We start from the raw sequence: 12064 nt of genomic DNA, 5'->3' as shown, positions 1-12064 counted from the left end.
TTTTGTCAATCAATGACAGATCCCGAAATCCACAGGCTAATAACCACAATCACATATTGGATTATTTAATTTAATTAACATTCGGCTATCTTGAACTAACCATTGGTTCCAACCCGGGCTTTCGGAATGTTATCGTCTGAGTTTTCTATTTTTGTGACTTCCTATAACTTTGATTACGTGATCCGTGCATTTTGCTTTCTGGCTCTTCTGTTTTGGTACTCTTCATCGGTATTCGCCCAGGAAGGCTTTAAAGTGGTGCCGCTCGGCGTGAAAGGCGGGACGATGGACGGAAACCTTTCCGCATACATGCTCGCGCCAGCGGGCTCGGACGCTTATGTATGCCTGGATGCGGGTACGGTAAGTAACGGAATAGCGTACGCCATTGAGAAGAAGGCATTCAGCGCGAATGTGGAGACGGTCCTGAAAAGATACATCAAAGGCTACCTCATTTCGCACCCGCATCTCGATCATATCTCGGGGATGATCATCAATTCGGTCGACGATACGTTGAAGCAGGTGTACGCGATGGAGCATTGCATTAGCGTGATGAAATCGCATTATTTCAACTGGCAAAGCTGGCCTAACCTTGCTAGCGACGGTAATCCGCCTGCGTTGAACAAATACCGGTACAGCCAACTGGCCGCAGGGGTTGAAACACCGCTATCTGAGACGCAAATGTCGGTGAGGGCGTTTCCGTTGAGTCATTCCAATCCCTATTCAAGTACTGCTTTTCTGGTCAGAAGCGGAGAGTCGTATGTGCTGTATTTCGGCGATACCGGGCCGGACGAGGTAGAGAAAACCGACCATATGCGGCAGGTTTGGACCGCTGTGGCACCGCTCGTGAAGTCGGGAAAGTTGAAAGGCGTTTTCCTGGAAGTTTCTTACCCCAACGCGCAGCCTGACCGCCATCTGTACGGGCATTTGACCCCGAAATGGTTCATGAAGGAATTTGAAGTACTGGCGCAGCTGGCCGGGAAAGAGGGGTTGCGAAATCTTAATGTGGTCGTGACGCACATTAAGCCTACGGGAAATAATGAGGAAAGCATCCGCAAGGAATTACAGGCGGCGAATACGCTCGGCCTGCGGCTGATCTTTCCCGAACAGGGCGTTAAGTTGGAACTGAAATAATGCGAAAGGCGGATTTTTCCGCCTTTCTGCTATTTGAAAAGGCTCACCTGCCCGCTCGCGACCCTTGGATCGTACGGAACTTGCAGTTCCATTCCCAGTTCTCTGTTTAATTTTTGGATTAAATAGGAGGACAATAGCGGCGAAGCTTCCTCGTGGTTCTGGTGCACAAAGAAGTACACATTCTGAATGCCTTCCTCGATCCAGCTTTTCAGCCTTTCGAACCAGTCGTCCAGGCGCGTATAATCTGAATCCACATTAGCGCCATTGTAACGGATGAATGCGGTAGGCGTGGTAAGCCGCATGTGCAGCAAATCGCGGCGGCCGGCCGAATCGGTTACGATATGGGTGATATTCTTCTTTTCGAGGACGCTATACAGGTCTTCACTATTGAAGGTACCGTCGTACCAGCCTGTATGGCGCAATTCCAGCGCGAGTGGAAAACCCGAAGGCCATTCTTCGAGGTATGCTTTTAAAATTTCCCAGTTTTTAGGACCGAAGTTGTCGGGCATTTGCAGGAAAAGCATTCCGAGTTTGTCTTGTAAATGGGCGATTCCGTCGAGGTAAATGTCGGTTGGCTCCTTCGCGTCTTTCAATCTTTTCCAGTGGCTGATACTTTGATGCAGTTTTGGGAAGAACTTGAAACCTTCCGGTGTTTTGGCATGCCAGGTTTCGATGGTTTCGACGGGGAAGTTATTGTAAAACGTCGCATTCAGTTCGATGCTGTTGAACTGCGTCGCATAATATCCCAGTTCGTCCTTGGTACCTTTCGGATAGAAACCTTTGAGATCGGTCTTGTTCCATTTGGCACAGCCGATATAGATTCCCGGCTTTTCGCCCTTTGCCGCATTGAGCAATGCTTTGTTCGCAGGCGCGTCGGGCGGTAAGGTGAAATCTATGTCGTCGGCATTTTCAACTTTTCCAAATTTCATGACTGGTCAGGTTAGGATGAATAAAAACCGATCTGGCAAGCCCTCAGACTTGCCAGATGTGGATGAATGGTAGTATTATCTTCCGAAATCGTCCTGGACGCGAACGATATCGTCTTCGTCGGATGGATTGGAAGGGTCGGTATGCTGCCAGATTTCCGCTACAAAGCCCCATTCATTAACGCCTACCAGGCGGTGGCGCTCTCCTTTTTTGAGGTTAATCACTGTACCGATCGGCAATTGTTGCAATTCGGTTTCCTCGTCGGTGTCGCTGATCACGATGCCTGCATTTCCGCCGATTACTTTCCAGATTTCGGCGCGACGGTGGTGGTACTGCCACGAAAGGCGTTTGTTGGGGGCCACCACGAGGATTTTAGGACTCAGTTTTTCATAACCGGCAAAATCGGCGAGCGACAAATGCGGGAAAAATGTGGAGATGAATTTGGGCGCCTGGCTTTCGTCGAGCACGAAGAAGCCGCCCCACGGACGTGAATGGTCTTTCGCTACGACGGTGAATCCTTGCTCATCTATAAACTGCTGTACTTTTTCAAAAACCTCATTTTTATCGGCATCCGCCGCAAAAGATTGTATCATAACCGGGAGTAATTAGTAATTCAGGTGAATCTCAAAATTAGGATAAAAAACAAAAAGATGCCCCAAAATATTCAGGGCACCTTTTGAATTATATCTACTAATTTTTCCTATTTGTCCCACCAAACCTTGGTGGTGAAGTCGTCTGGCAAAGTGGCCCCGGTCTGGTAATTCGGGTTACCTGCCACTTCGTTGGTTGGATAGCGGAGTCTTACGGGAATGGTGCCGTTAGTTACATTGCCTGGGTAATTGGTTGGCGTAAGTTTCGGGAACCCGGTTCTGCGCCAGTCGTTCCAGGCTTCCCACCAGTTGAAAAACTTGTTCACCCACATCTGTTCGCCGATCATCTCGAGTGCCGGCTTAGCGGTACCGTACGGATAGGTGGTCAGATAACTGGCTACCGCGGCATCCGAAACAGTCAAAGATGCGTCGTAAGGCGTGTACATCTGCATGGACGCCTTCACACCCGCCTCATAATGCGATTTCGCCGTTCCTGAGATTCCGGTTCCGATTTTCCGCTCGATGGCTTCTGCCAGGAGGAATTCCACCTCGCCGTAGTTCATGATCATGTAGGGATCGGAGTCTTGGAGCATTTTCACGTTGATACGGGAGTAGGTTTTGGGCAATATGACTGCCGTGCCTTCCAGTTTGTCGAGCATGGGTTGGTCGTATCCATTTGGCATTCCCTTTTGTTTCAAGGGGTCAACCGTAATAGGCGTATACCCGGCGGCAGTCCAGTCGCCGATGCCTCCGCTGATAATCATCAGCCGGGGATCGTCGTCGGCCACGCTGTTGGCATTAGTACCCTTCAAAAAATTGACCAGCGTAGCGCTCAGGTAGGCGGGTTGTCCACCATCACCCGGGTCGAATGCGCGGGAAATACCATTCTGGTTGGTCCACTCACCCGGTCCGTCGGCCATGGCTACCCACACGTTGTCGGTATTGCTGGCAAAAACGCCACCGGCAGCCGCTTTGGTAACGTAAGTCGCAGCTTTGGCAGCATCCACATTGGAAATACGCATAGCCAAACGGAGCATCAGTGAATAGCCGAATTTTTTCCATTTCGAGATATCTCCTTTGTAGATGAAATCGGCGGCGGCAAAGCCTTCATCCGGATTGGAAGTACTCAGCGCCGAAGCAGCTTCATCCAGCTCTTTCAGCAAGTCGGCGTAGACGGCATCCTGCGTATCGTATTTAGGGAAGAAAATACCCTCTGTACCCTTGTTGGCCTCCGAATAGGGAATGTTGCCGTAAAAGTCGGTGAGGCGTGCAAAGCTGAATGCACGGAGAATGCGGGCGGCCTGGCGCATATTCAGGTATTTGCCTTCCCCGAATCCGCCGGGTCCCGACTGTTTCAGGATTTCTGCGAGGTTTTTCAGCTGGTCATTATAGGTAAAATCAAACGGCGCCGCGTTGGTCTCGGCATTCACGGTGTATTTGTCACCCGGAGCGATACCACCACCCGCATTGGCCAGTTGCTGGATCGCATAAGCACACATACCGATATTGGTACGCCAGTCGATGTAGCGGTTGTCGCCGGATGTACCATTGGAAGCGATACCCAATTCGGCCGACGTGAAAATCAGGTTCAGGTTTACCTGATTCAATGCCTGGGGATTGATGTTCAGATCATGGAGCTCCTGCGTGTCGCAACCTGTCGCTAAAACTACCGCCAAACTGTATTTTAAATATTTAGTTAAATTTTTCATGTCGGGATAATTAGAATGTTGCTCTCAAGTTGAAACCGTAACTACGTGTGGAAGGGAAACCGAAATAATCGAAGCCCTGTGAGTTTCCGTTCGAATAGGTGGATTCCGGATCGACGTTATCGATGTTTTTGAACAGGATAGCGAGGTTACGTCCGACGAATGAAACGCTGAGGCTTTGTAACGGGGTTTTTTCAAGCAGTTTTCTCGGAACTGAGTACCCTAATGTTAACTGCCTCAACTTGATGAACGAAGCATCATAAAGGTACATTGGCGTTACAGCGTCTGCTTCACCGCCAACGGATTGCCAGTAGTCAAAAGCTTCACGCGGTGACAGGGTTTTGGTGAAAGGTTTGTATTCGGTGCCTTCCTGTGTTACGCCTGTTACGGTCAAAGGTGCTTCGCCTTCTCTTCCTTTCAGCGATTGTTTGCTCACACCCCATTGGTCAAGGCGCATGTTGGTGCCCGAAAGAATATCTCCGCCCCATTTGAAGTCAACCAGGAAAGAAAGATCGATGCCTTTGTAATTGAATGAGTTTGTTAAACCGCCGGTAAGTTTGGCGATACCGTTACCTATGATTTCATATCCGCTTGATCCGACAGGGCGGCCGTCGCTGTAAAACACGGGCTGGCCATCGGGCGACATTTTCTGTACCCGGCCGGTGATCATACCGAACGGCTTGCCCACAATGTTCTTGATGTAGGCGTTTCGCGTGCGCGGCTCTTCCATTACGAGCTCATTGCTGCCTTCGATCAACGATTTTACCTTGTTATTGTTCTTGGCAAGGTTCAACGATACATCCCAGTTCAGGTTGGCGCTTTTGAGCGGAGTAAGTGTCAGCAAGAGTTCGATACCACGGTTTTGCATTTTACCTACGTTTACATAAGTCTGCCCGAATCCACTGGCTTTGGAAATGGTGGCACTCAGAATATCGTCGGTAGTTTGCTGGTCGTAGTAAGTAAAGTCGACTGCTAGCTTGTTGTTGAACATACGGAAGTCAATCCCGAACTCTTTTTCAGTCGATGTCAATGGTTTCAAATTCGGGTTTGGAATAGTACCATTGTTACCCATCGCTTGTGAAAATGATGCCATTGCATAACCCAGGTGCGGGTTGCCGTTGAGTGAATAGGTTAGATTGGTCGAATATGGATCGTTTGTTGCATTACCAACCTGTGCCCAGGATGCGCGTACCTTACCGTACGACAGCCATGACGGCATATTTTTGAAAGCGTCCGAGAATACGAAACTGGTTCCAATAGATGGATAGAGGGTATTGTTGCTTTCGGGGTTCAAAGTGGAGAACCAGTCATTACGAGCGGTCGCATTCAGGTAAAGGAAACCGTCGTAGGAAATCTCCGCCGACCCGAACAGGGAGTTGATCCCCTTTTCCTGGTAATTGTAATCCCATGATTTTCCTTTCACATTGTTGATAGCAGGGAAAAACTGAACATTGAAACCGTTACCATAGATATTGACGAAGTCGTATTTCCACCGCATCCGGTTGCCGCCGACAAATGCGTTGACCCCGATTTTTCCGAAGTCTTTATTAACTCCCACCATGTATTCAGCATTGATTTCCTGCACATTCCAGGTTCCCATGCTCCGCGCGCCGCCCCGCTGATACCCTGTTCCTTCCGGGGTAAGCCCCTCGGCCCGGCGCTGGTATTTATCGAGACCGACGCGGCCCGAGACATACAACCAGTCGGTAATTTGGTATTTCAACGACCCCGAGGTGATAAATCGGTTCTTTTTGTCGGTTTTGATAAACTGGTGGGTTACCCAGTAAGGATTCTGGCCCCAGTTGTTGCTGGCTTGCTGGAATTCCTCTCCCACCTGCTTGCCGAAAACGCTCAGACTATTGGCATCGGTTCCGGCGGGAATTGCACCCGGTTTGTTGGGATCACCGTAATAGTCGAGCACATTATAGCTTCCCGGCGTGCGCCAAAGCGATTGGATCGCGTTTCCTGGTGAGTCCGACACGTTGGGGCGGTTTTTAGCTTTCTCTTCGGAGTAAAGTACCTTAGCGTCCAAGGTCAGGCGTTTGCCGAATTTAGCATTAGTTGACAAGGAAATGTTGATCCTGTCGTAACCCGAGTTGGGAATGATGGTCGTACTGTTCAGATTGGTAACCGACGCCCGGAAGTTCTGGGTTTCGTTTCCGCCGGATAGTGCCAGGTTGTTCGTAAATGCATGCCCTGTTTTATAAAAACGCGAGAAATTGTCGCCCTGGTAGGCATAAGGTCTCATTTTGCCATCAAACCCTACGTATTGGCTATTATCATATTTCGGTCCCCAGGAGTCGTCACCCCACTCATATGCTTGTGTCTGAGTAGCCGGTTTGACGGCTACGCCATTCGCATACGCCCCGCTGCCGTACGACTTTTGCAGGTCGGAGAGGTCATTGAATTTTTCAAAAACGTAGTTGGAGCCAAACTCGACGCCGATCCCTTTTCTTTTGGTTCCGCGCTTGGTAGTGACGTTAATAACCCCATTCGTCGCGCGAGAACCGTAAAGTGCTGCCGCATTCGCACCTTTCAATACAGTTACCGACTCGATGTCATCCGGGTTAATACTCGAAAGACCATCCCCTTCATCGGAGCCACCCCATAGACCGGCCTGGCCGAAGTTATTGTTGTCCATCGGAATACCATCAATCACATATAACGGCTGATTAGGCCCTTGCAGGGATTTGTTACCGCGGATAATCACGCGTGATGAACCTGCGGGCCCGGAAGCGATTTTGCTTACGTTAACCCCCGCCACACGTCCGGCAAGTGCGTTACCGAGATTGGCTTCGCGCGCGGCCGTCATGTTAGTGCCCGCTACTTCGGTAATGGAGTATGCGAGAGACCTTTTCTCACGACTGATACCCAAAGCTGTCACCACCACCTCGTTCAGTGCGGTTGCTTCGGCGGCCAGTGAAATGTTCAGGATGGTTGCATTGGCTACCACTTCCCGGGTAACGTAGCCGATATAGCTGAAAGTCAGGGTTTTCCCTTTGTCTACGGTGATGCTATATTCACCCTTGTCATTAGTGGTAGTACCCCTGGTGGTACCTTTTACGACAACGTTCACACCGGCAATTTCACCGCCTGTGGCGTCGCTTACTTTCCCGGATACCGTCATTTCCTGTGCATACCCCCTGATGGAGAGCACAGTGAACAGCATCAGCATGGTAACTAGTAGATTTTTTTTCATACAGTCCGTACATCGATAGGTTAAACAGGATACTTGGTTGAGGAATTAATGCTGAAAATTGAGTCAAATATACCTAGGTTGACTCCATATGTACATAGTGCTTTTTTATCTAAAAATAACACATTTTTAACACTTCTTTAATATTGGAATTAAAATTATTCTGGTGTTAAACTGGACTATTTAATGTTAAAGTTTAAAATAGGAAGTGCAACTACGGCCGTGCGAATTTATTCTAATGCTCACCCATCAAATCTATTGAATGGTTTCCGGTTATGGATATACGTCCAAGTGGACGACTATCGCGGTATGTTGAATGCAGTGCTGCTTTCCATATGACCGGCAGAGAGGAATGCAAGGTTGCGGTCGATCAGGCCACTAAGGGTATTCCTGGATGACAGGGAATTGAAACTTTCGGGTGGAGTGCGTGTAATGTAGTCGAGCAGGCGCTCTACCGTAGTGGTAGCGACATGCAGCCGCGTATCCGAAGACCCGTAGTAGATGAATACCGCGCCGTTGTCATCGACGATCCAGCCGTTTGAGAATACAACATTGGAAACATCGCCGACGCGTTCGATGCCTTCGGGTGCCAGAAAATAACCTGCGGGCTTATAAATCACTTTCGCCGGATCGGCCAGGTCGGTCATGAAAAGGTATAGAACGTAACGCAGGCCCGCCGCGGTGTGCCTCACGCCATGCGCGAGGTGCAGCCAGCCAAGTCGTGTTTTGATGGGAGCGGGTCCCTGGCCGTTTTTGGATTCGTAAACGGTGTGATATTTCCTGGCGTCGATGACTGTTTCCCGCGTTATCTGCGCATTTTCGATGCAGGGCGCCAGTCCTAATGCAATGCCGCCGCCGCGCCCGGCCTCGATGAACGAATCCTGAGGGCGGGTATAAAATGCGTATTGGCCGTCGATGAACTCGGGGTGTAAGACCACGTTCCGTTGCTGGGGCGACGGCGTTTGGAGGTCCGCAAGCCTTTCCCATGTGTGCAGGTCATGCGTGCGGGCGATCCCGCATTGCGCAACCGCCTGCGACTCGTTGCCGGGCGCTGCGGCGGGATCTTTACGTTCGGTACAAAACAACCCGTAAATCCAGCCGTCTTCGTGCGCCGTGAGCCGCATGTCGTATATGTTTACGTCCGGTTCGGTAGTTTCAGGCATTTCGAGGGGATATTTCCAGAATTGAAAGCCGTCCATTCCGGTATCGCTCTCGGCCACCGCAAAAAAAGATTTCCTGTCATAACCTTCCACCCGGACGACAAGCAAATACTTCCCGCCAAGCCTGATCGCTCCCGCATTAAAAACCGCATTGATGCCGAACCGCTTCATGAAATAGGGATTGCTGGCGGGGTTAAGGTCGTATTCCCAGAAGAGCGGCACATGTGCGGCAGTGAGCACGGGGAGCTTGTAGCGCTCGCAGAATCCGTCGCCGGAGCCCAGCTTTTCGTTGCGTGTTCCGGTCAGTCGCTCCTTTTCGCTTTTGATGCGTTGCAAACGCTCTTCGAAGACAGTCATAGGCGATTTGTCAGGGGTTGTTCATCACTGATGCGGCAGGTTCTTGTACCAAGTTTTCCAGAGAATGGTCGAGGTGGCCAGAAAAATAGCCATCGCGATGCAGGTTTCCACAGGCATTTTAAGAATACCAAACACGGGTATCGCTGTAATGGCGGTTTGTGCTATGATACCGGTAACTACATTGAAAAGATCTCTTCCCAAATCCCTGTTTGGTAAAAACGAAGGGTCGCTTTTGCGGATTTCTTCCCGGACCGGCCCCCAGAACCCCCACGGGTTTACCGTGCGATAGAATGTTTTGAGGACTTCCATATCTGTCGGCGCCGTCGCAAGAGACCCGGCCACCGCCCCCATGATTGAAATGCCCAGAATAAGCGGGAAATAATAGAGCGGCAATGTGCCTGTAAAAGCATGCGGGCAAACCAGCGCGCACACGATACCGGCCAGCATTCCCCAGAAAAAACCTGCACTGTTGAACCTCCACCAGTACCATTTGAGGACATTGGAAGCGATATATCCACCATACAATGCCGATACGATCCATTGCAGGATGCTGTTGACATCCCTCGCTAGCAGGCCGAGCAGGATGCTGATGCCGACGATCACGATGCCGGACAGATAGCTGATCTTGCTGATTTGCCGGTTACCCGCACCTGGGTTGACGGACCGGAGGTAAATATCGTTCACAAAATAGGCTTGTGCCGCATTGAAAGTGCCTGCAAATGTGCCCATGAACGCGCCCATCAGGCCAATCAGAACCAGGCCCAGCAAGCCCGATGGAATGTAGGTATTGAGCACGGCCGGAAGTACTTTTTCGAAATCGGTACCGATGGCAGCCGAAATGCCGGGTTGCTGGAAATAGAGCAATGCGAAAACGGCGATTCCGGTAATAAAAAGGTACCGGGTGGGCAACAATACCACATTCACGATCATGCTCATCAGTGCGGCTTCCCGGGGCGAACGGGTGGAGAGGATTTTCTGCATGTCGTAATTCGGTGCCGGGCCGGCTAGGCTTGCGAGAATGCCTTTGGAGGCCATTAAAGCGAAGAAAAAACCAAAGGGGGTAAAGCTGTCGTTTTGTAGCTTTTGAGCGGCTGCAGGTAAAATGCCGGACCAGTCGAGGCCGAGTTCTTTGCCGAAAAACAGATCCGTCCAGCCGGAGGGAATGGGTAAGCTGCCTGCTCCGGGCAGTGCCGTGTAAGCCATGACTGCTACCGACACGCATACGATAACCATAATGAGATAATGCAGCAAATCGGCCCACACAATGCTTTTCATGCCGCCGAGCAATGCATAGCAAGCTGTGAAAAGCGTAAAAATGATACCGTAGAAGTGGGCAGTATAGGCAGGCGACAAACTGAATGGCAGGAATGCGCTGACCAACTTCCAGGGAACAAATATTTCGATGAATTTACCGAGCCCGATAAAGCCGTAGGCCATGAAGCTCAGGCAGCTTAGTAATGCAAAAACGATGATGATCTTGTGCGAAAGCCCGGCCCCTTGGCGTTCCCCGAAACGGAACAGCATCCATTCGGCTCCGGTAGCCGCATTCGAGCGCCTTAGCCACATTGATAGGTAGACCATCATGAATATTTGGTTAAATACCGGCCACAGCCACGGTAGCCAAATGCTTTTTACACCATACACTACCATGATCGCGACCATCCAGGCCGTACCGGAAAGGTCGAACATTCCCGATGCATTCGAAATGCCGAGCATCCAGAAGGGCATGGATTTCCCTCCGAGCAGGTAGTCGGTTTTGCTTTTCGCTGCCTGCCGTTTGAGGTAAATGCCGATCAAAATGACCGTTACCAGATAGAGTAATATGACGAGGAGGTCGATCGCCTTGATTTTCATCGGTGAGCTTGCTAATCGATCCGCGTATGATACAAACTTATTGACAAAACTGCCGTAGGGTATAATACTTTTTTATCCATGATTAGACCAATACGAACAGTTTATAGGATTATGGGAAGGTTTTATGGGTGGCATTATTGATAATTAATCTTTAAATTGTTACCTGAATATAACATAACAACCGATACCAATTGCCTATGAATGAAATCTACCGAGAAATTACCCCATTGACCCAGTACGATTGTTTCACCGTTTTTGACCGGAATAAGACTGTTTTCGACTTTCCGTTACATAGCCACGAGGAGTTCGAATTGAACCTGATCCTTTCGGGAAAAGGGGTAAAGCGGGTGGTTGGCGACCATACCGAGGTGATCGACGACGCGGAACTGGTGCTGGTGGGCAACAATTTGCCGCATGGCTGGCTTACGAATTCCTACCGGTGGCAGGAAGGCATGCCGGAGATCAAGGAAGTTACGGTTCAGTTCCACCGGGACCTGTTCGACGACAAGTTCCTGAAACGGAATCAGCTGTTTTTTGTCCGGTCGCTGCTGGAAAAATCAGCCAAAGGGATCGCGTTTTCGAAGGATACGATCGAACGGATCAAGCCGAGGCTTACGAGCCTGGCGCAGAGAAGCGGTTTCGATTCCATGCTCGAACTCATGTCCATTCTGCACGACCTTTCTGTTTCGCGCGACATGCGGACGCTTTCCAACAGCACATTTACCGACGAAGACATTAATTTCAATAGTCGCCGTATCGAAAAGGTGTTCGCGTACATGCGTGACAACTATGATAAGGAGGTAAACCTGGGCGGCGTGGCGAAGCTGGCGGGGATGTCAGAGGTGTCGTTCAGCCGGTTTATCAAGAAGCGTACGGGCAAAACATTCATCGAAAGCCTGAACGAGATCCGGCTCGGCCACGCATCGCGCTCGCTGATCAATACTTCCAACACGATTTCAGAAATCGCTTACAAATGCGGGTTCAACAACCTTTCGTATTTCAACCGGATTTTCAAAAGCAGGAACGGCTGCACACCGAAGGAGTTTCGTGATAACTACTCGGGGACGAGGACGTTTGTTTAATGAGTGACCGGGTCGCCGGAGCGATGAGTGAATGAGTCTAAAAAAAAGAGTTCAAAGCTTGGGA

Annotated in this window: 8 protein-coding genes; 2 read left to right on the top strand and 6 right to left on the bottom strand. The window is 50.1% G+C overall.

Going from position 1 to position 12064, the window contains the following annotated elements:
• Positions 1-126 precede the first annotated feature (126 nt).
• Positions 127-1128, top strand: a complete 1002-nt coding sequence (locus BMW93_RS22480) for an MBL fold metallo-hydrolase (RefSeq protein WP_090381636.1) — start codon at positions 127-129, stop codon at positions 1126-1128.
• Positions 1129-1157: 29 nt separating this feature from the next.
• On the opposite strand, the gene BMW93_RS22475 is transcribed toward BMW93_RS22480, so the two are convergent.
• From BMW93_RS22475 to BMW93_RS22450, 6 genes are all read right to left on the bottom strand, one after another.
• Positions 1158-2057: a DUF72 domain-containing protein gene (locus tag BMW93_RS22475; protein WP_090381633.1), complete on the bottom strand. Its 900-nt coding sequence runs from the start codon at positions 2055-2057 to the stop codon at positions 1158-1160.
• Positions 2058-2132: 75 nt separating this feature from the next.
• On the bottom strand, positions 2133-2648 hold the full coding sequence (locus tag BMW93_RS22470) for a phosphoheptose isomerase (RefSeq protein ID WP_090381629.1): 516 nt from the start codon (positions 2646-2648) through the stop codon (positions 2133-2135).
• A 107-nt stretch (positions 2649-2755) separates the two neighbouring features.
• Positions 2756-4354 (bottom strand): SusD/RagB family nutrient-binding outer membrane lipoprotein, encoded by a 1599-nt coding sequence (locus BMW93_RS22465; protein WP_090381626.1) that lies wholly within the window; start codon positions 4352-4354, stop codon positions 2756-2758.
• 10 nt (positions 4355-4364) lie between these two features.
• On the bottom strand, positions 4365-7550 hold the full coding sequence (locus tag BMW93_RS22460; RefSeq protein WP_090381623.1) for a SusC/RagA family TonB-linked outer membrane protein: 3186 nt from the start codon (positions 7548-7550) through the stop codon (positions 4365-4367).
• A gap of 296 nt (positions 7551-7846) precedes the next feature.
• The gene (locus tag BMW93_RS22455) at positions 7847-9064 is read right to left on the bottom strand and encodes a glycosidase (protein ID WP_090381622.1); all 1218 of its coding nucleotides are present in this window, start codon (positions 9062-9064) and stop codon (positions 7847-7849) included.
• A 24-nt stretch (positions 9065-9088) separates the two neighbouring features.
• The gene (locus BMW93_RS22450) at positions 9089-10918 is read right to left on the bottom strand and encodes a sodium:solute symporter family protein (protein WP_090381619.1); all 1830 of its coding nucleotides are present in this window, start codon (positions 10916-10918) and stop codon (positions 9089-9091) included.
• A gap of 197 nt (positions 10919-11115) precedes the next feature.
• Between BMW93_RS22450 and BMW93_RS22445 the strand changes: the two genes are divergently transcribed.
• On the top strand, positions 11116-12000 hold the full coding sequence (locus BMW93_RS22445; RefSeq protein WP_090381617.1) for an AraC family transcriptional regulator: 885 nt from the start codon (positions 11116-11118) through the stop codon (positions 11998-12000).
• The last annotated feature ends 64 nt before the right edge of the window (positions 12001-12064 follow it).

Origin of the sequence: Dyadobacter sp. SG02, assembly GCF_900109045.1 — a bacterium.
Taxonomy (GTDB): domain Bacteria; phylum Bacteroidota; class Bacteroidia; order Cytophagales; family Spirosomataceae; genus Dyadobacter.
The sequence above is the reverse complement of the archived record's forward strand: the minus strand, read 5'-3'. Positions and strand labels throughout refer to the sequence as shown.